Annotated in this window: 13 protein-coding genes; 11 read left to right on the top strand and 2 right to left on the bottom strand. The window is 64.3% G+C overall.

The window, feature by feature from the left end; genetic code table 11:
• Positions 1-37 precede the first annotated feature (37 nt).
• The 8 genes from C2L64_RS10930 to C2L64_RS10895 all read left to right on the top strand — a co-directional run bounded on the left by C2L64_RS10930 (position 38) and on the right by C2L64_RS10895 (position 14003).
• On the top strand, positions 38-2905 hold the full coding sequence (locus C2L64_RS10930) for a hypothetical protein (protein WP_007590508.1): 2868 nt from the start codon (positions 38-40) through the stop codon (positions 2903-2905).
• Positions 2895-6875: a tetratricopeptide repeat protein gene (locus C2L64_RS10925; protein WP_007590509.1), complete on the top strand. Its 3981-nt coding sequence runs from the start codon at positions 2895-2897 to the stop codon at positions 6873-6875. The genes C2L64_RS10930 and C2L64_RS10925 overlap by 11 nt, the downstream gene beginning before the upstream one ends.
• Before the next feature lie 74 nt (positions 6876-6949).
• The gene (locus C2L64_RS10920) at positions 6950-7501 is read left to right on the top strand and encodes a hypothetical protein (protein ID WP_007590510.1); all 552 of its coding nucleotides are present in this window, start codon (positions 6950-6952) and stop codon (positions 7499-7501) included.
• A gap of 88 nt (positions 7502-7589) precedes the next feature.
• Complete coding sequence (locus C2L64_RS10915; RefSeq protein ID WP_007590511.1) at positions 7590-9008, top strand: PelD GGDEF domain-containing protein; 1419 nt, start codon at positions 7590-7592, stop codon at positions 9006-9008.
• The gene (locus C2L64_RS10910) at positions 9001-10053 is read left to right on the top strand and encodes a tetratricopeptide repeat protein (RefSeq protein ID WP_007590512.1); all 1053 of its coding nucleotides are present in this window, start codon (positions 9001-9003) and stop codon (positions 10051-10053) included. The genes C2L64_RS10915 and C2L64_RS10910 overlap by 8 nt, the downstream gene beginning before the upstream one ends.
• Positions 10050-11687 carry a GT4 family glycosyltransferase PelF gene (gene pelF / locus C2L64_RS10905; RefSeq protein WP_007748879.1) on the top strand — a complete coding sequence of 546 codons (1638 nt, stop codon included), beginning with the start codon at positions 10050-10052 and terminating at the stop codon, positions 11685-11687. Before C2L64_RS10910 ends, pelF begins: the two co-directional genes overlap by 4 nt.
• Positions 11687-13060: an exopolysaccharide Pel transporter PelG gene (gene pelG, locus C2L64_RS10900; RefSeq protein ID WP_007590515.1), complete on the top strand. Its 1374-nt coding sequence runs from the start codon at positions 11687-11689 to the stop codon at positions 13058-13060. The genes pelF and pelG overlap by 1 nt, the downstream gene beginning before the upstream one ends.
• A 7-nt stretch (positions 13061-13067) precedes the next feature.
• The gene (locus tag C2L64_RS10895; protein ID WP_007590517.1) at positions 13068-14003 is read left to right on the top strand and encodes an endo alpha-1,4 polygalactosaminidase; all 936 of its coding nucleotides are present in this window, start codon (positions 13068-13070) and stop codon (positions 14001-14003) included.
• Between the two features lie 16 nt (positions 14004-14019).
• On the opposite strand, the gene C2L64_RS10890 is transcribed toward C2L64_RS10895, so the two are convergent.
• Positions 14020-14643 carry a LysE/ArgO family amino acid transporter gene (locus C2L64_RS10890; protein ID WP_007590518.1) on the bottom strand — a complete coding sequence of 208 codons (624 nt, stop codon included), beginning with the start codon at positions 14641-14643 and terminating at the stop codon, positions 14020-14022.
• A gap of 97 nt (positions 14644-14740) precedes the next feature.
• Here C2L64_RS10890 and C2L64_RS10885 point away from each other — a divergent pair, with 97 nt between their 5' ends.
• The gene (locus C2L64_RS10885) at positions 14741-15634 is read left to right on the top strand and encodes a LysR family transcriptional regulator ArgP (RefSeq protein ID WP_007590519.1); all 894 of its coding nucleotides are present in this window, start codon (positions 14741-14743) and stop codon (positions 15632-15634) included.
• A 30-nt stretch (positions 15635-15664) separates the two neighbouring features.
• Here C2L64_RS10885 and C2L64_RS10880 read toward each other — a convergent pair whose 3' ends face one another.
• Positions 15665-17017, bottom strand: a complete 1353-nt coding sequence (locus C2L64_RS10880; protein WP_007590521.1) for an NAD(P)/FAD-dependent oxidoreductase — start codon at positions 17015-17017, stop codon at positions 15665-15667.
• 128 nt (positions 17018-17145) lie between these two features.
• Between C2L64_RS10880 and C2L64_RS10875 the strand changes: the two genes are divergently transcribed.
• Positions 17146-18099 carry a LysR family transcriptional regulator gene (locus C2L64_RS10875; protein WP_007590524.1) on the top strand — a complete coding sequence of 318 codons (954 nt, stop codon included), beginning with the start codon at positions 17146-17148 and terminating at the stop codon, positions 18097-18099.
• 259 nt (positions 18100-18358) lie between these two features.
• On the top strand, positions 18359-19960 hold the full coding sequence (locus C2L64_RS10870) for a purine-cytosine permease family protein (protein ID WP_007590526.1): 1602 nt from the start codon (positions 18359-18361) through the stop codon (positions 19958-19960).
• The last annotated feature ends 56 nt before the right edge of the window (positions 19961-20016 follow it).

The following is a 20016-nucleotide window of genomic DNA, read 5'->3' as shown; positions in this document are numbered from 1 at the left end:
GGTCGGTAAAAAAGTAATAAACCGAAGAAAAAATCGTATGCCAGTGGGGATTCAATCGATATTCGAAGCGCGACCGGCGCTCGACGGGGTAATGCAAGGCGATAAGCCGCGAATGTACAGAACGATGATGGCGCAACCGCGCACTCTCGTTCGTGCGCTGGCGCACGCCCGCATGGTTGCGCTCACGGCGACAGCCGCGCTTGCGCTGCACGGCGTCGCCGCGCATGCGCAGACGCAGGCCCAGGCTCCGGCGTCTACTCAGTTGCACGCGCAAGCATCGAGCGGCGCACAGGCGCCGCACGTCAATCTCGCGTTCTTCTATGGCTCGCGGGTGCCCGTTGGCGAGTTGCAGGCATTCGATGCCGTCGTGATCGATCCCGCCAGCGGCTTCGATCCCGCCGCGCATCCGCTGCGTCATACCGTGTGGCTTGCGCGTACGCATGCCGATGCCGCGCAAGGCACGCCCGACGCATTTGTCGCTGCACAGATCGAACCGCTTTGGGCGCGCGGCTATCGCGGCTTCCTGCTCGACACGCCAGCGGCCATTGCAGCCGTCGATGCAATCCGCGCTGCGCATCCCGACGCGCGTCTCGTGATCGGCGGCGACGCTGCGTTGCAGTCCGCGTTGCCGTATGCGAAAGCGCTATATGCGGTGATCGGCCCGTCGCTCGTGCGCGACGCAGCGAGCGGCAATGTCGCGGCAGGCGAACGCGACGCGCGCATCGCCGCCGCGCAACAGTTCACGCAAACGACGGGCGTGCCCGTCGTATCGATCGAAACCTGTCCCGCCGACGACCGCGCCTGTGCGCGCGCCACGGCTGCGCAGGTACTCGCCGCGGGCGTCACGCCGTACGTGACGAACGCGTCGCTGAACGTGGTCGGCATCGGCGCGATCGAAGTGCTGCCGCGCAAGGTGCTGATCGTGCAGGACAGCGACGAAGACCTGCCGCTCGACGAAACGCCCGGCGTGCGCGATCTCGCGACGCCGCTCAACTATCTCGGCTACGACGTCGAATACGCGAACGTCCACGAGCCGTTGCCCGAGGGCATCACGCCGGACCGCTATGCGGGCGTCGTCGCGTGGCTGCAGGGCGACGAGACGCCGAACAGCGGCGCGTGGCGCGCGTGGGTCGATGCGCGTCTCGCCGCGCACGTGCCGATGGTGTTTCTCGGACAGTTCGGTTTCGATGCGGCAGAAGACGAAGGACGCGCGCTCGATCTGCAGGCAGTAGCAGGGCCTTTCGCGGACAAGATCGATGTCGTGTCGCGCGATCCGATGGTCGGCTTCGAAGTCGATCCAAAGCTTGGCGCGCGCGATCTGACAGGCGTTCAGGTCGGCAGCGCGAGCAAGTCGCTGCTGCGCGTGAAGAGCGGCGAAGCGACGCTCGACCAGATTGCGATCACGCCGTGGGGCGGCTTCGCGATGAGCCCGTACACGGTCGTCTCGCTCAACGGCATCGGCCAGGAGCGCTGGGCCATTCAGCCGATCGAGTTCCTGCGCCAGGCGTTGCGTCTGCAACCGATGCCGTCGCCGAGCGTCACCACGGAAAACGGCCGGCGTCTTTTCATGTCGCACGTGGACGGCGACGGTTTCGCGTCGCGCGCGGAATTTCCCGGCGCCGATTATTCGGGCGAAGCGCTGTTTCAGCAGATCTTCACGCGCTACAAGGTGCCGATGACGCTGTCGGTGATCGAAGGCGAAGTGGGGCCGAAGGGCCTGTATCCGCAAATCTCGCCGCGACTCGAAGAGATCGCACGCAAGATGTTCGCGCTGCCTTATGTCGCGATCGGCACGCACACGTATTCGCATCCGTTCGAATGGGAGAACGTCGATGCGAAGACGGGCGAGCGCATCGATCGTGGCGGCGGTGACACCGCGTTCTCGCTGAACATCCCGAACTACACATTCAATATCGACCGCGAAGTTACGGGTTCGATCGACTACATCAACTCGCGTCTCGCGCCCCCGGGCAAGAAGACGACGATCCTGCAATGGCCGGGCAACTGCGAGCCGCCCGCGATCGTCGTGCGCAAGGTCTATGCAGCGGGCGTCGACAACGTGAACGGCGGCGACACCGTCATCACGAAGAGCGCGAACAGCTGGACCAATATCGCGCCCATCGGCGTGCTGAAGGGGCCGGGCGCGTATCAGGTGTATGCGCCGAACCAGGACGAGAACGTCTACACGAACGACTGGCTCGGCCCGTTCTACGGCTTCACGCGCGTGCTCGAAACCTTCGATCTGACGGACAAGCCGCTGCGCTTCAAGCCGATCGATATTTACTACCACATGTACAGCGGCACAAAGGTTGCGTCGCTGCGCGCGCTCGACCAGATTTTCGCGGCCGCGCTCAAGCAGCCGGTGCTGCCCGTGCATATGACGGACTACGCGCACAAGGTGCTCGACTGGCGTTCGTTCGCCGTCGCGCGCACGGTGCAGAGCGAGGCGTCGAACGCGAAGTCGAATGACTGGATCGTGCGCGGCAACGGCGAAGTGCGCGAACTGCACTGGCCGCTGACGACCTCGCCAGATCTGCACGCGTCGCGCGGCGTGACGGGCTACACGGCGGGACCGGACGGCACGTACATCCATATCACCGACGGCGCGGCGCGCGTGTCGTTCGACACCCCGGGTGAGCTGTCGAAAGCGGATGCGCTGCCGTACATCGCCGAAGCGAATGGTTTCGTGCGCGATTTCAAACGCGACGGCAAGAACATGTCGTTCGAGTTCGGCAGCTACTACCAGCCGTTCGTGAAGCTCGCGAATGCACAGACGTGCAGCGCGACAGTGGCGGGCCGCGCGGTGCCGCTGCAACGCGACGGCGCCTACGTCCGCTTCGACACGCCCGCGCTCAATGCGCTCGAAGCCCACTATCAGCCCGTCGAGATCCGCTGTGAACGATAAAACGAACGACAAACGTCCCCGTATCGTTCCGACGTGGCTCGTCTACACGCTCACGGGCGTGGTGATCGCGACGATGTACGGCGTGTCGCCGCGCGGCGGCTTGCGCCAGCGCGTTGCGTCCGTCGGCGCGCCTAGCGAGCTGAGCGTCGCGTATCTGGAAGCGTGGTCGAAGGTGCGGCCCGACAACGAGGAATTCCTTTCGTTGCTGGGCGCGCAATATCTGTATCTGGGACGCACCGACGACGCCGAGCGCATCGCCACGCGCATGGAAGCGCTCGGCACCGACGACATGATTCGCAGCGCGATGATGCTGCATCTGTCCGTGACGGAGCAGCGCACCTTTGCGATTCCCGAAGAAGACCCGCGCCGCGCGCCCGCGCTCGAAGAGCTGCGCGCGCGTCTGACGCAGGCTGCGAAGCTGCCGTGGGCACCGAAGGATCTGGAGTGGCTCGCGCAGCGTTCGGCCGCCGTCGGCATGCCCGATCTCGCGGCACATCTGTATGCGCGTCTGTCGGCCAACGATCCCGACGGACGCACGAAGTGGGACACGCAGATCACGCGCTACGCGCTGCAAGTCGGCGACTATCACGCAGCCGCCGATGCATGGTTCCGTCAGGAAGCCACGGCGCAGACGCGCGACGAGCAGCGCCGTTGCTTCGTCGCAGGCGTGCGCACGCTGCAGTCGGGCAATCTGCTCGACGATGCGCTGACGGCTGCCGACGCGCATCTCGGCAAGCTCGCCGACGATCCCGCCACGCTCATCGTGATGCTGAATCTGGCACGCGCGGCGAATCGTCCGGATGCCGTCGACCGGTACGCGAAGCTGCTGGCGAAGTACGCGCTCGCCGAGCCGTCGTCGCCGCTGGCCGAGCATGTGCGCAGCGTGGCGCAAGCGGGTTATGCGTATATGGATGGTCCCGTCGCGTATCGGCATGGCGGCTCGCTCGTCAGCCTGCGCGCCGCGATGCGTGAGGCAGCGGCGCAAGAGCAGGCCGAAGTGCGCGTGATCCGCGTCGCCACGCAAGCAGCGCCTGTAGCACCAGCAGCGCAAGCGCCGCAAGCCGCCAGCGGCGTGAACGCCGTTGACGCCTCCGCAGTCCGCTCGGACCCGAGCGTCGCGAACGTCGTGTTTCAGGCCTTCGTCGAATCGGGCGATCTGGCGAGCGCGCAGAAAATCGCCGCGCAGCAGGTGCAGCGCGATCCGCGTTCGGTGGAATGGGTCAAACGTCTCGCGCAGGTCGCCGAATGGAATCGCGATCCGTCGCTCGCGCTGAAGTCGTGGCTCGACTATGCGCAACTGTCGAACGATCAGGTTGGCTGGCAGAACGTGCTGCGCATCGCGCCGATGCTCGACGACGACGAAGCCTATCTGACGGCGCTCGTGCACGAAGCGCGCGCGAAGCCGAACGACCTGAAGCTGATCGATAACGTGACGGCAACGTACGAACGTCTCGGTCGTCCCGACGACGGCCTCGCGTTCCTGCGCTCGCTGCCGCGCGCGACGAACGCCGATGCGATCGATCAACGGATCGGCCAGCTTGCCGAGCGCGCGGGTCATGACGATCAGGCGCTCGCGACCTATCGCGCGGTGCAGGCGCGTCATCCGAACGACGCGAATGCGGCGCTGCGCACGGCGAGCGTGCTGTACCGCCAGGGCGACTATCGTGCGTCGCTGGCCGCGCTGAAAACGGCGCGCGCGGGCGCGAAAGATAGCGACGAGGACTTCTGGCGCAACTATGCGGAACTCGCGCGTCTGCTGCAACGGGACGACGACGCGAACGAAGCGTATTTCCATCTGATCGCGAGCGGCGCGGCGACGCCTGAAGACCTCGGCGACATGACGTACTTCTACGATCCGTATCCGATCGATGCGGGCCGCGTCGCCGAATTGCGCTATCGCCGCGATCACACGGTGCGCGCGTTGCAGGACGCGATCTTCTACTACACCGACGCGCAGGCGATGGACCGCATCGCGACGCTGCTCGCAAGCCTCACGCCCGACGAGCGCAAAGCGGCGGAAGCCTCGCCCGCGCTGCTCGGCGTGCGCGCCGAATACTACCGCCTCATCAACGAACCGCAGAAGGCGCTCGCCGATCTGAAGCGCGCCGTCGATTTGCCGGGCGCGAGTTCCGATCTGCGCGCCGCGTATCTGTGGACGCTGGTCGACTACGGCAGCGACGGCGATCTGCGCGAAGCGCTCAAGCGCTGGCGCGGCAGTGCCGATCAAAGCTCGGCATTGTGGGAGCCGTACGCAGCCGCCGAAATGCGCCTGAACCGGCCCGTCGCCGCGCTCGAATATCTGCGCCGCCAGTCGGCGATGATGTCGCGCGATCCGCTGTGGCTGCTCACCTATGCCGACGCGCAGGAGCAGGCGGGGCACGATGGCCTCGCATGGTCGATCCGCAAGAAGGTGTGGCTGCAGATGCAGCAGGACGAAGCGCAGCTCGTGAAACTGCATGGCGCGCAACGCGCGGCAATGCGTGGCCGCACCGCGCAGGACGCCGAGACGCTCGAAGACCTGCGTGGCCGGCGCGTGACGCTGTCGGCCGAATACGCAACGGGCGATGCGTCCGCAGCGCTGCTCGACAGCCTGATGTCGGCGCGGCCCGTATCGGCTGACAATGCCATCGCACGCCGCACGATGATCGGCACGGCGAAGGGGCTGCCGGGCGGCGCGCCGCTGGACGGCGCAGGGCTGCCGGAGAACGCGCGCGTGCGCGGCGCCGTCGCGAAGGAAGTGGCCGTGGCATGGGCGCTGTCGAAGGAAAGCAATCCGCTGGCGAAGCGCTGGCTCGCGCAGCAATACGCGGAGCGCCTGTCGCGTCCCGCCGATGCGCAGCTGACCATCGCGCTCGCCGAGAACGATATCCCCGAGATGGAACGCCTGCTCGCGGTGGAACGCTCGCGCCTGCCCGTCAACGACCGCATCGACGCGACGATCGCCGTCGACCGTCCCGACCGCGCGCAGCAGCTCGCGTTCAACGCGCTCGACGGCGCGCCGGAAGACACCGACCTGCATACGCGCGTCACGGAAACGACGCTCGACTGGCCGCAATCGATCGACGCCGATGTCGTCAACCACATCGAGCATCCGCTCGATTACGTCGAGACGACGCTCGCGGCCAGCCGCAAGATCGCCGAGCGCTATCTGGTTGGCGTGACGGCCGTGCAGCACTTCCAGCATTCGACCGACATCACGCAGCTGGTCAACGTGCCGTCCGTCGACCGCTGGCTCAACATCTACGGCGAGCGGCAAACGCGCGACACGTCGTTCACGGTCACCGGCGGCCGGCGCGTTGGCTCGGCCGCTTTCTACACGCTCGATCTCGCGGGCGAAGTGGGGCGCAACTCGCCGCTGACGCTCGGCGTGCGCGCGGGCCGCAACCAGGTCGCGGATGAAAACCAGACGCTGCTGGTCGGTGGCATGAAGGACAACGTGATCGGCGATCTCACGTATCGGATGACCGAGCGGATCACCTTCACGGGCAGTGTCGAAGCGGACCGCTTCTATAGCCAGGCGCGCAACTACATCGGCAGCGGCGTGCTGTCGACGGCCGAAGTGAGCTACCGCATTCGCACGACTTACCCCGATTACACGTTGCGCGCGCTGATCACGCACGGCGGCTATGGCGCAAGCGGCCAGGCCGACGCGCTGATGACGCGCCTGTTGCCGACCGCCTTGCAGCCTGCGTCGCCGCAGGACTTCATGCCGGACACGTACACGCAATACGGCTTCTACTTCGGCTTCGGCAACGATCTGCTCGAGCAGTACACGCATGCATGGCGTCCGTTCTTCGACGTGGGCATCGTGCACGACTCGATTCAGGGCTGGGGCCCGGACGTGAGTCTCGGCATTGCAGGCGCGGTGTTTGGCGGCGATCACCTGGCGGTGTTCCTTCAGCATCAGCGCGTGTCGAAGATCGGCACGCCCGTCACGTTGCTGGGCGCGCGGTACAAATGGTTCTATTGATTCGGGTTTTACTGATTCGGGTTCTGCTGATTCGGCGAATCGGGACGATAACGACATTTCTGAGGAGTGGTTCGATGAGCAACATCAACGGCTGGACACGTTTGATCAAGTGGGTAGCGGCAGCGGCCGCGTCGGCGCTGGTGCTGGGCGCATGCGGTTCGATTCGCCAGGCGGGCTCGCCTGCAATCGAATCGAAGGACTCCGTCGCCGTCGTGACGATGGCGAACTTCACGGAAACGCCGGCAGCGGGCAGCAGCGCCGCGGCGATTGCGGCGAATGCGTTGCGTCAGAACGGCTTTGCCGATGTGCGCCTCGCGCCCGTCGATGCGTCGGCGAACGCGATGTTCGACACCGCGCAGCGCGATATCGGTGAGAAGAAGCTCGCATGGGCGCGTGAGCAGCGCGTGAAGTACGTGCTGACGGGCGCTGTGGAAGAGTGGCGCTACAAGGTCGGCGTGGACGGCGAGCCCGTTGCGGGCGTGACGTTCGAGCTGATCGACGTGGCTTCGGGTCAGGTCGTGTGGAGCGCGACGGGTTCGAAGAGCGGCTGGACGCGCTCGAGCCTGTCGAGCGTCGCGTCGTCGCTGATCGGCAGCCTGCTGTCGCCGCTGCGCACGCGCGGCTGATGGCGTCGCGCGTCGGTCATATGCTTCGCGACGCGCGCGCGGCAATCTGCAATACCAGTGCAACTCGACACGTGATGAGGAGTCGGCCGTGAATACCGTCACCGCGCAAAGCGCCGCCAGTGCCGCGGCGAAACCGCGCCAATCGAACCCGTTCGGCAACCTGAGCGCGTGGCGGCGCCTCGTCGCGCCCGCGGTGTCGCGTCCGTTTTCCATCGTGGAGACGGTCGTGTTCATCGGCGTGGTCTTCGCGGTTTCCTATACGCTCGATCGCAACGATCCGTTCCTGCTGCACACGGGCTTTCCGTGGCTGTGGTTCGCGCCGCTGATCGTCGCGCTGCGTTACGGCACGCTGCTCGGCCTGCTCGGCTGCGCAATGCTGATCGGCGCATATCAGGTGTTCACTCAGGTGCTGATGCAGGGCAGCACGGCCGCGTGGCCGACGCTGTTCTTCACGGGCGGCGTGCTGCAGACTATCGTCGCGGGCCACTTCGGCGATACGTGGGGCAGCCGCGCGCAGCGCGCGAACGCGATCAACGACTATCTGAACGACCGGCTGGTCGCGATCACGAACAGTCACTATCTGATGCGCCTGTCGCACGAGCGCCTCGAAAAAGATCTGCTGACCAAGCCGACCACGCTGCGCGACTCGATCACCGAGCTGCGCCGCATTTCCGTCGCGCATGGTCTCGACACGAAGCCACGCAGTTCCGGCGACATGCCCGGCACGCGCGAGCTGCTCGAATTCGTCGCGCAGGCCTGCCAGATCGAAGTGGCAGCGCTGTACCCCGTGCATGACGGCAAGGTGGGGCGCGACGCGCTCGCGCATATCGGCGATACGTTCGACTTCGATCCGCGCGACGAACTCGTGCAGCGCGCGCTCGAAACACGTGCCGTTGCGCATCTGAAGAGCGAAGAGCGGCCGGTGACGAACACGCATCTGCTGGTGTGCGCGCCGCTGATTTCCGCCGACGGCACCATGCTCGCGATGCTCGCTATCCGCCGCATGCCGTTCCTGTCGCTGAATTTCGACAATCTGCAACTGCTGCTCGTGCTGCTCGGCTACTACGCCGACGGCGTCGAGCACTCGCAGCAGGTGCGCGATATCCAGCACGCGGTGCCCGATTGCCCGTACGAATTCGCACTCGACGTGAGCCGGCTCACGCGGCTCGAACGCTCGGCCGGCATCACGTCGTCGCTGGTGGCGCTCGTGTTCCCGCATGACGATGCCGGCGATTCGTTCTTCGAGCACGTGATGCGCCGCCGTCGTTCGCTCGACCTGATGTGGCCGGTGAAATCGGCGGGGCAGTCGGTGCTGCTGAACCTGATGCCCGCGACCGACGCGACGGGCGTCGACGGCTACCTCGCGCGGATCGAATCGAGCCTGCGCGCGCAGTTCAATCTCGACCTCGAAGGCGCGCGCATCGGCGTGCACACGCTGCATCTGGGCGGCGACGAGCCGGGCGCGGCATTGAAGCGTCTTCTTTTGCGTAGTGGTCTCGATGAATAAGGCCACTGCAAACCGCTCCAGCGGCGGCGGGTTCGTGGCCGCACTGGTCGCCGTGCTCGCGGTGCTGGGCATCGCCATCGTTGCCGGCATTCAGTGCGTGGGCATCGTGTACTTCGCGAACACGCCGACCGCGTACGATCCGCTGCTGCCCGCCGTTGCGTTCAACATCGTGTGCGGCGTGCTGCAGGCGCTCCTGTTCCGCCTGCTGCTGCCGCTGCGTTATCGCGAGCCGCGCGCATGGAGCTTGCTGCTGCTCGGCCTTGCGTGCACGTTCGTGCCGCTGCTCGGCGGCCTCGTCGTGCTGGTGAGCTGCATCTGGGCGGCATGCTATCCGGCCTCGCATGCGGACGACGAGATGGGCGATGTACCCGCGCCCGAGTTCGTCACGTATCTGATGTCGCGTGTCTCGCACGGCGGCGGCGCGCGCTTGCAGGCGCGGCTCGTGAACACGAAGGTCGCGGCAGCCGATCGCCTGTCGGCGCTCGTCGCGATCCAGAGCATGCCGACCCGCACGACGGGCACGCTGCTGCGCGACCTGCTCGCGGACCCGGTCGAAGACGTGCGCCTGATCGCGTACGGCACGCTGGATCAGGCGGAAAACGATGTGACGCAGCGCATTTTCCATGCGGGGAAGGCGCTGGAGTCGGCGCAGTCGGAAGGCGATCGTCATGCGATCAACCGGCAGCTCGCCGAGCTGTATTTCGAGCTGATCTATCAAAACCTCGTGCAGGGTGTCGTCTATCGACACACGCTCGAACAGGCTGACCGCCATGCACGCGCCGCGCTCGAGATCGACGCCAGCGACGCTGCGCTGTGGATGATTCGCGGCCGCCTCGCGCTGACCAACGGCGCCGCTGACGAAGCCGCGCAGCACATGGACCGTGCGCAATCGCTAGGTTTTCCGCGCGAGCGTCTGGTGCCGTGGCTTGCCGAAGTCGAATATCTGCGCGGCGACTATGCGCGCGTGTCCGAACTGCTTGCGTCGCTTGGCAATGCCGCGACGCTGCCGATGCTCAAACCTGTTGCGCGTTACTGGTCCACATGAAACCGTCACTGATGCGCCGCGCTGCGGACGCCGATGTCTGCCTGCTGCTCGAAGGCACGTTCCCGTATGTGCGCGGCGGCGTGTCGAGCTGGGTCAACGAAATGCTCCGCTCGTATCCGGAGATCCGCTTTGCGATTGCTTTCATCGGCAGCCGCGAAGAGGATTACAAGGCGGCTGCCTACGCGCTGCCCGACAACGTCGTGCACTTCGAGGCGCACTATCTGTACGAGACGTCCGGTGCGGACGATCAGGCGGCGCGCGAAATTCCCGGCGATGCGCAAGCGTTCGCGCAATCGGCGGCGCTGCACGAGGCCTGGCGCAACGGTGGCGAAGTCGATGCCGGCGCGATGATGGCCGACATGGTGCAACTGATCGGCGACAAGGCGCCGCTCAGCGAGGAACAGTTCCTGACGAGCCGCGCGGCGTGGGACTTTATCGTCGATCAGTATCACCGCTATTGCACGGACCCATCGTTCACCGATTACTTCTGGACCGTGCGGATCATGCACAAGCCGCTGTGGCAGCTCGCGCGCGTCGCCGAGCAATTGCCGTCTGCGAAGGTCTATCACACGGTGTCGACGGGTTATGCGGGCTTTCTGGGCGCCTTGCTGCACTATCGGACGGGGCGGCCGCTGCTCGTGTCCGAGCACGGCATCTATACGAAAGAGCGCAAGATCGATCTGCTGCAAAGCCAGTGGATTCGCGACAACCGCGGCGCGTTCGAACGCGACATCTCGAAGATCAGCTATTTCCGCGAACTGTGGGTGCGCTTCTTCGAGGCGCTCGGCAAGCTCGCCTATGATGCCGCCGACGATATCGTCGCGCTGTACGAAGCGAACCGTCAGCGGCAGATCACGGACGGCGCGCAAGCCGCGCGCACGCGCAACATTCCGAACGGCGTGGACGTGGACGGTCTCGCGCCGCTCGTCGACAAGCGCACTGTGCGGCCGCGTAACGTGGTCGCGCTGATTGGCCGCGTGGTGCCGATCAAGGACATCAAGACTTACATTCGCGCGCTCTTCATCGCGTCGCGCGCGATGCCCGATATCGAAGGATGGATCGTCGGGCCTGAAGAAGAAGATCCGTCGTACGCGCAGGAATGCCGCGCGCTGGCGGAAAGCCTCGGGCTCGCGAACAACGTGAAGTTTCTCGGCTTTCAGCGCATCGACGAAATTCTGCCGAAGGTCGACGTGCTCGCGTTGACGTCGATCAGCGAGGCCTTGCCGCTCGTCGTGCTGGAAGGCTTCGCGGCGGGCATCCCGTCGATCACGACGGATGTGGGTTCGTGCCGGCAGCTGATCGAAGGCTACGGCGACGAGGACCGCGCATTGGGCGCGGCGGGCAGCGTGGTGCCGATCGCCAATCCCGCTGCGTTCGCGCAAGCCGTGCTCGATCTGCTCGGCGACGAGCCGCGCTGGCTTGCAGCGCAACAGGCGGGACTGGCCCGCGTACGGCGTTTCTATACGAAGGCGCAGATGATTGATCAATATCGCGTGCTGTATCAGCGTTTGATGGCGGCGCCTTCGCAAGTCAAAGCCACTGAAGGCAAGCAGGGCGGCGGCTGTCCGATGCATGCGGGTAGGGCCGCAGCGGCGCAGTCGACACAGTCGTCACAGACGGAAGGGGTGCGCTGATGGCTGGCATTGGTTTCGAGCTTCGCAAGATCCTGAAGCGGCAGACGCTGTTCGGCGTAGCACGCGCTTACGCGTATGCGGGGCTGATCAGTTCCGGTCCGCTGATCCTGTCGATCTTCGGCATTCTGATCATCGGCGTGATGAGTCTCGCGTTCGTGATACCGAAGTACGCGATCGTGCAGTTCCAGGTATCGGTGACGTATCTGATTGCGTGCAGTCTGATCCTCACGGGGCCGCTGCAGCTGTCGTTCACGCGCTTCATTTCCGACCGGATCTTCGAGAAGCGTGACGACCTCGTGCTGTCGAACTACAACGGCGTCGTGCTGGTTTCGACGGCGGCGTCGGGCGTGCTCGGCGTACTCGCGGTCGCGTTCGGGTTTCGCGGCGAGCCGCTGATGTACCGGCTGCTGATGGTGGCGGGCTTCGTCGTCGTCAGCAACATCTGGATCGCGGTGATCTTTCTGTCGAGCGTGAAGCAGTACCGGCAGATTCTCTTTGTGTTCGCGATCGGCTACGGCTGCACCGTCGCGTTCGCGTTGATGCTCAATACGCATGGCCTGTCGGGTTTGCTTGGCGGCTTCGTCGCCGGGCATGTCGTGCTGCTCGCGGGTTTGTCGGGGCTCATCTATCGCAACTATCGCAGCCCGCGCTTCATCTCGTTCGAGGTGTTCCAGAAGCGCTTCGCGTATCCGAGCCTCGCGATGGTCGGCTTCCTGTTCAACCTCGGCGTGTGGCTCGACAAGTTCATGTTCTGGTACGCGCCGGGCACGGGGTCGAAAGTGATCGGGCCGCTGAATGCGTCCGTCATTTACGACATTCCCGTTTTCATCGCCTACGTGTGCGTGATGCCGGGCATGGCGACGTTCCTCGTACGCATCGAAGCCGATTTCGTCGAATACTACGACCGCTTCTACGACGCCGTGCGCAGCGGCGCGACGCTGCGCCATATCAACGACATGCGCGACATGATGGTCGGCAGCGTGCGCGCGGGCCTGTATGAGATCGTGAAGATTCAGGCCGTCGTGCTGCTGCTGATTCTCGCGTTCGGCCATCTGGTGCTCGATGCGCTCGGCATTTCGTCGCTGTATATGCCGCTGATGATGGTCGACGTGATCGCCGCGAGCCTGCAGGTGTTGCTGCTCGGCCTGCTGAACGTGTTCTTCTATCTCGACGCACGGCGCACCGTGTTGCGTCTGTGTCTTGCGTTCGTGCTGTTGAACGGTATCCTGACGGGTATTACGCTGTACATGCAGCCGGATTATTATGGTTATGGCTTCGCGCTGACGCTGCTGATTCTCGTCGCTGCCGCCGTGCAACTCCTGGATCGCAAGTTCAGCAAGCTCGAATACGAAACTTACATGCTGCGCAACTGAACGGTTTATGACAGCCAGTTCGTTCGCCCGTCTGGGCGTTTCGTGGATCGTCGTCGCTTGCGCGGCGGTGGTCATCCTGTTGCTGTCGGTTGCGTGGGTGCGCCCCGCGCTGGCCGCCTGCAAGCGCGCTTCGTCGACGGGGATCGGGGCGGTTGCGTTCTTCTACGGCGCGAACGTGCAGGCCGAGCGCTTCGAACCGTTCGATACCGTGGTGATCGAACCCGACAGCGGTTTCGATCCGCGCGCGCATACGGCGCATTGTCCGAACTGGTACGCGTATGTGAGTGTCGGCGAAGTGACGAAAGAGCGCGCGTACTACGCGAAGATGCCGAAGACGTGGTTCGCGGGCAGCAATGCGGCGTGGGCGTCGACGGTCGTCGATCAGAGCGCTTCGGGATGGCCCGCGTTTTTCGTCGACCAGATCATCAAGCCGCTGTGGGAACGCGGCTATCGCGGCTTTTTTCTCGATACGCTGGATTCGTATCAGCTCGTCGCGAAGACGGACGCCGAACGGGTGCAGCAGCAGGCGGGCATTGGCGCGGTGTTGCGCGAATTGAAGGCCCGTTATCCGCAAGCGCGGCTGATACTGAACCGGGGCTTTGAAATCCTGCCGCAGGTGCACGATCAGGTTGCGGCCGTTGCGTTCGAATCGCTGTTCGGCCGCTGGGATCAGGCGAATCAGCGCTACGACGAAGTGCCCGGCAACGACCGCGAATGGCTGCTTGCCCAGGCGCGCGAGATACACGAGCGCTACCGCTTGCCCGTCATTTCGATCGATTATTGCCCGCCGGAAGATGAAGCGTGCCGCCGTGAGATCGTGCAGAAGATCAGCGCGCTTGGCATCGTGCCGTATGTGGCCGACGGCGGGTTGCAGACCATCGGCATGAGCCACTCGATCATCAAAGACGCCGAACCGCTCACGAAGGTCTCGCTCCGGCGCTGAACAGCGGGTTCGTGAATCAGCGCAACTGCGTGACGGCCAGCAGCAACACCATGCTGCCGATTGCGCCATCCAGCACGCGCCAGGCAGTGGCGCGCTTGAACAGCGGCGCAAGCGCGCGCGCTCCATAGCCCAATGCAACGAACCAGATCGCGCTGACGGCCATTGCGCCGACCGCGAACGCGGCGCGCGAGCCTTGTGCTTCACGCGCACCTGCCGTGCCGATCAACAAAAAAGTGTCCAGATACACGTGCGGATTGAGCCACGTGAACGCGAGCGTCATCAGCACGATGGGCAGCGCGCGTTGCGCGGGCGGTGCGGTGTCGGCTTTCGCATCGGTGTCGAGCGTGGCATGGCCTGGGCGTACCGCGCGCATCAGCGCGCTGATGCCGAACCACGCGAGATACGCGAGACCCACGTACAGCAGCGCGTGGATGAAGGTCGGATAACGCTCGACGAGCACTGACGCGCCACCGACACCCGCGCCGATCAGCAGGATATCCGACAGCGCGCACAGCAGCACGATCTTGCCGATATGCGAGCGCATGATGCCTTGACGGAGCACGAACGCGTTTTGCGCGCCGATAGTGACGATCAACGAGGCGCACAACGCGGCGCCATGCGAAAAAGCCAGCCAGTTCATGATGGTGTGATGGGAGAGAAGGAATCGGATGCGTGAGTGTGCCGTCGTCGATAGAATAAGAGAAACTAATTTCCGTAACGCCGCTTAAGGAACGCTAATGCTCGACTATGCTTTGCTGGATGCACTCGCGGCCGTCGTGCGTCACGGCTCGTTCGACCGCGCTGCTGCGGCGCTGAACGTGACGCCTTCCGCCGTGTCGCAGCGGGTGAAACTGCTGGAGGAGCGCGTCGGCAGCGTGCTCGTCAAGCGCGGGCAGCCGTGCACGGCGACCCGCTCGGGCGCGCTGCTGTGCAGGCACACGGAGCGCGTGTTATTGCTGGAAGCGGAACTCAATGGCCGCATGCCCGAGTTGCCCGGCGCGCTGCTCGAACCTTGGCCGACCTTGCGCGTCGCGGTGAACGACGACAGCGTCGGCACATGGTTCATCGACGCGGTCGCGGACTTTTGCGCGGAGCGCGGCATGCTGCTCGATCTGGTGATCGACGATCAGGACCATACAGCACAGCGGATTCGCGACGGCAGCGTGCAGGGCGCGGTGACGACGCAGTCGGAGCCGGTGCAGGGCTGCCGCTCGACGCGTCTGGGGCGCATGCGTTACCGCGCCGTCTGCACGCCCGCCTTTTATGAGCGCTATTTCAGCGAAGGCATCAGTCGCGACACGCTGCGCGGCGCGCCCTGCGTCGACTTCAATCCAAAAGATCAGCTGCAAAAGCGCTTCGTACACAAGATCACGCGTGGCGAAATCGATGCGCCGACGCACTGGATTCCGCACGTATCCGGTTTCTTGCGCGCGTGCGCGACGGGGATGGGTTGGGGCATGTGCCCGGAGCGGATGATCGCCGCGCAACTGGAAAGCGGCGAACTGATCGACATGGCGCCGGGCAAGCATCTCGACGTCGATCTGTATTGGCAGAGCTGGCGGCTGTCGATCGGTTGGCTCGACGACTTCGGGGCCGCGTTGCGCAAGCGGTCCGCCGAGTTTCTCGACTGACCGCCTGCCGTTCTGTACGTGACCCTCGGCTCAATGCAGCCGGATCACGGGATGCACGCGGCGCCGCAGCCAATGGCTCGCCGTATCGAGCGCCATGCGCGCGAAGCCGGTGACCGTCATCACGTGCCGGCGATAGATCAGCCGGTACACGACGGTGGCGAGCCAGCCGTCGACGAACACGGGCCGCTCGCGCAGGCCGCTCAGGCTGCCGATCGTGCCCACGTCGCCGAACCCGACCAGCGTGCCCGCATCGCGATACGTGAACTCGGGCAGCGCTTCGCCGCCGACACGGCACTTCAGCGCGCGTGCCAGGAACATCGCCTGCTGATGCGCGACCTGGGCGCGCGGCGCGAGAAAGCCATCCGCGTGCGAAGGGCAGGCCGCGCAATCGCCGAGCGCGAAGACATTCGCATCCTTCGTGGTTTGCAATGTGCGCGTCACGAGCACTTGCGCATTGCGGTTCACGTCGATGCCGTCGAGCACACGCAACACAGGCGGCCCGGCGATGCCCGCGGTCCAGATTGCGATGTCGCTCGGCAGATGCTGGCCGTCGTGGGTGAGCACGGCATCCGCGCGTACTTCCGTCACACGTGTAGTCGTGAGCACTTCGACGCCGAGACCGCCGAGTATCCGCTGCGCGCGCGCTGAAATACGTTGCGACAGCGCGGGCAACACACGCTCCGTGCCTTCGATCAACCTGATGCGGAAGTCGCGCTCCGGGTCGAGTGCGAAAAGGCTGTAGCGATGCATCAAACGAATGCTGTCGCGCAACGCCGCTGCAAGCTCGACGCCCGTCGCGCCCGCGCCGACGATATTGATCGACACCGGCTGCACCTGCTGCGCGCCGCTCACGCGACGCACATGATTCGCCCGCGTGCACGCGTCGAGCAGCTTGCGGCGGAACGATTCCGCGTGCGTGACGGACTCCAGCGGCAGCGCATGTTGTTCCGCGCCCTTGACGCCGAAGTAGTTGGTCACACTGCCGAGCGCCAACACGAGCGTATCGAACGCGATATGACGCGCGGGGAGCACTTCGCGGCCGTTGTCATCACGCGTCGCGCTGATCGTGATGTGACGCTGTGCGCGATCGAGCGATTGCAGCGCACCCTGTTCGAACTCGAAGCCGTGACGCCGCGCCTGCACCGCGAATTGCAGCTGATGCGTGGCGGGATCGATCTGGCCTGACGCGGCTTCGTGCAGCAGCGGCTTCCAGAAGTGCGTCGGCGAGCGGTCGACGAGGACGACTTGCGCATGCCCGCTCTTGCCGAGCGATTCGCCAAGGCGCGTTGCGAGTCCCAGTCCACCCACGCCGCCGCCAACGACGACGATTCGGTGCGGCGCAGTTCGTGTGCTACTTGCGGTGTGTCGATCGATCGAGGTCATGATGCGTACTCTCCTGAAACGTTTTCAATGCGGATTCATGCGTGAACATCATCAGTGAGGTCGAGTATAGAATTGAGCGAAACCGCAGCACAATTTAATGTTTGTACCGAACATATAGGTTTTCACTTATGTTAAAGGCAGCGACGTTTCGTCAATTGAAGGCGCTTCATACGGTGGCGAAGCTTGGCAGCGTGTCGGGCGCGGCGGAGGAATTGCGGTTGACGCAGCCCGCCGTGTCGCTGCAAATCCGCCTGCTGGAAGACTCTGCGGGCGCGCCGCTCCTGCAGCGCGTGGGGCGTGGCGTGCAACTGACGGCAGCGGGCGAAATACTCGCGCGCTATGCACTCGAAATTCTCGACTTGTGGAATGGCGCCGCCGACGATCTCGCCGCGTTGCACGGCGAACAGGGCGGCACGCTTCGCATCGGCGCGATCACGACGGCCGAGTACCTGATCCCGCCGTTTCTCGTGCGCTTTACGGAAGCGCGTCCGCAAGTGAAGGTGCAATTCAAGGTCGGCAATCGCGCGGACATCATCCGCATGCTCGCGACGCATGAAATCGACCTCGCCGTGATGGGCAGCCCGCCGCGTGAATTGCGCACGGTCGCTACCGCGTTCGCGAAGCATCCGATGGCATTCGTCGCGTCACCTTCGCATGCGCTGATGAAAAAGAAACGCCTCACGCTTGGCGATCTGGAATCGGCGAACCTGTTCGTGCGCGAGCGCGGCTCGGGCACGCGCTCGACGGTCGAAAACCTGTTCAGGCAGGCGGGTCACAAGCTTCATATCGGTTCCGAATTGTCGAGCAACGAGGCGATCAAGCAACTGGTGGAAGCGGGGCTCGGCATTTCGTTTCTTTCGTTGCACGCGTGCTCGCTGGAATTTCAGGCGGGGTTGCTGGCGCTGTTGCCGCTACCCGACAATCCGATCGAACGCGACTGGTACGTGATGCATGTGTCGGATAAGCGTCTGCCGCATGTCGCGAGCCTGTTCCGCGACTTTCTGATCGAACAGGGCACGAAGGGCAGCGTGCCGATTCCGATGCCTGCCGTTGCCGCCGCGAGGAAGCGCCGCCGTACCTGAAATCTGCCGATTCTTTTCGACGTTTTGCACGTCGCAAGCTGCTTTCGAGACTTTCAGCGACGCCGCTATCTGCTTGAGAAGCCTTACTGGATAAGGAATTCCGCTTACATCGACTTATATCGAAGTAAAGGTTGCGCCGACGATATTTTTGCCCGAATTGTTTCTCTTTACAGTGGCGACCAGACATTCGTTAAGAAGCGGACGCCACCAGCCAGTAGCGAGCCGCGTGATTTCCCTGGCCGTCAGAGGAGTCGGAGACATGAGCAGCAGCCCCACCGAGAGCAACAACAGCAGTATCACAACCGTCGAGACCTTCGGTTTCGAACGCATTCCCGACGCGTCCCGCTATGCGCGGCCCATCGACCTGTTCCGCCTGCTGTTCGGAGGCTGCAATACGTTTTCCACTTCGGTGCTCGGCAGTTTTCCCGTGCTGCTCGGCCTGTCGTTCTGGGCAGGCGTCGCGTCGATCGTGATCGGCGTGCTGGTCGGCTCGTGCATTCTTGCGCCGATGAGCCTCTTTGGCATGCGCAACGGCACGAACGATCCTGTTTCGTCCGGCGGCCACTTTGGTATTCATGGACGGATCGTTGGCTCGTTTCTCGCGCTGCTGACGTCCGTCGCGTTCTTCTCGCTCGCCGTGTGGAGCTCGGGCGATGCGCTCGTGGGCGGCGCGAATCATCTGCTCGGTTTGCCTGTGAACGGCTTTACGCTGAGCGCCGCGTACGGCGTCTTCGCGGTGCTCGTGTTGACGGTGTGTATCTACGGCTTTCGCTTCATGCTGTGGGTCAACAAGATTGCAGTGTGGACGGCGAGTTTGCTGTTCATCGCGGGCATCTTCGCGTTCGCCGGTCCGTTCGACAGCCACTACGCGGGCAAGTTTGCGATGGGTGCTGTCGGCTTCTGGCCGGCGTTCGTGAGCGCGGTGCTCGTCGCGCTGAGCAATCCCGTTTCGTTTGCATCGACGATGGGCGACTGGGCGCGCTACATTCCGCAGAACACGCCGAAGCATCGCACGATGCTTGCCGTGATCATTGCGCAGATCGCGACTTTCGTGCCGTTCTTCTTCGGCCTCGCGACGGCGACGATCATCGCGCAGAAGGCGCCGGACTTTATCGCGTCGAACAACTACGTCGGCGGATTGCTGGCGATCTCGCCGAACTGGTTCTTCCTGCCCGTGTGTCTAATCGCGATCATCGGCGGCATGTCGACGGGTACGACGGCGCTGTACGGCACGGGCCTCGACATGTCGAGCATGTTTCCGAAGCTGCTCAACCGCGTGCGTGCGACGTTCCTGATCGGCTGCGCTGCGATCGGCTTCATCTTTCTCGGGCGCTTCGTGTTCAACCTCGTGGAAAGCGTGTCGACGTTCTCGGTGCTCATCAATACATGCAGCTGCCCGTGGATGGTGATCATGATCATCGGCTACGTGACGCGCCGCGGCTTCTATCTGTCCGACGATCTGCAGGTGTTCAATCGCGGCGGACGCGGCGGCCACTACTGGTTCACGCACGGCTGGAACTGGCGCGCGATGGGCGCCTGGGTTCCGAGCGCGCTGACGGGCCTGTGCTTCGTCAATCTGCCGGACCAGTTCGTCGGCCCGCTCGGCGAGCTTGCGGGTGGCCTCGATATCAGCTTGCCTGTTGCGTTGACGATGGCTTGCACGCTGTACGTGACGCTGCTGCAATGCTTCCCTGAGCCGGATGGTGTGTATGGACCGCAAGGCCGACGATGGCTGCGCGGCAGCCACAAGGCCACGCATGCGCGGATCAAGGTGGTCGAGCCGCGCACGGCGGAAGGCATGCGAGGCAACAGGATGACGGCGCCGCGCGAAGAAGTATTCGACACGCAGGACGCAGCGTAATAAAAGAGAGCATGCCGCTGGCGGCATCATTTACAAAGATTGGAATAGAGCAGGTG

The sequence above is a fragment of the Paraburkholderia hospita genome (genome assembly GCF_002902965.1).
In the GTDB taxonomy this organism is placed as follows: domain Bacteria; phylum Pseudomonadota; class Gammaproteobacteria; order Burkholderiales; family Burkholderiaceae; genus Paraburkholderia; species Paraburkholderia hospita.
This window is presented reverse-complemented; position numbering and strand designations above follow the sequence as displayed.

What these genes read in the sequence shown, in the direction of transcription:
- C2L64_RS10930 (WP_007590508.1), top strand. Translation starts at nt 38, where the DNA reads ATGCCAGTGGGGATTCAATCGATATTCGAAGCGCGACCGGCGCTCGAC.
- C2L64_RS10920 (WP_007590510.1), top strand. Translation starts at nt 6,950, where the DNA reads ATGAGCAACATCAACGGCTGGACACGTTTGATCAAGTGGGTAGCGGCA.
- C2L64_RS10910 (WP_007590512.1), top strand. Translation starts at nt 9,001, where the DNA reads ATGAATAAGGCCACTGCAAACCGCTCCAGCGGCGGCGGGTTCGTGGCC.
- pelF (WP_007748879.1), top strand. Translation starts at nt 10,050, where the DNA reads ATGAAACCGTCACTGATGCGCCGCGCTGCGGACGCCGATGTCTGCCTG.
- pelG (WP_007590515.1), top strand. Translation starts at nt 11,687, where the DNA reads ATGGCTGGCATTGGTTTCGAGCTTCGCAAGATCCTGAAGCGGCAGACG.
- C2L64_RS10895 (WP_007590517.1), top strand. Translation starts at nt 13,068, where the DNA reads ATGACAGCCAGTTCGTTCGCCCGTCTGGGCGTTTCGTGGATCGTCGTC.
- C2L64_RS10890 (WP_007590518.1), bottom strand. Translation starts at nt 14,643, where the DNA reads ATGAACTGGCTGGCTTTTTCGCATGGCGCCGCGTTGTGCGCCTCGTTG.
- C2L64_RS10885 (WP_007590519.1), top strand. Translation starts at nt 14,741, where the DNA reads ATGCTCGACTATGCTTTGCTGGATGCACTCGCGGCCGTCGTGCGTCAC.
- C2L64_RS10880 (WP_007590521.1), bottom strand. Translation starts at nt 17,017, where the DNA reads ATGACCTCGATCGATCGACACACCGCAAGTAGCACACGAACTGCGCCG.
- C2L64_RS10875 (WP_007590524.1), top strand. Translation starts at nt 17,146, where the DNA reads ATGTTAAAGGCAGCGACGTTTCGTCAATTGAAGGCGCTTCATACGGTG.
- C2L64_RS10870 (WP_007590526.1), top strand. Translation starts at nt 18,359, where the DNA reads ATGAGCAGCAGCCCCACCGAGAGCAACAACAGCAGTATCACAACCGTC.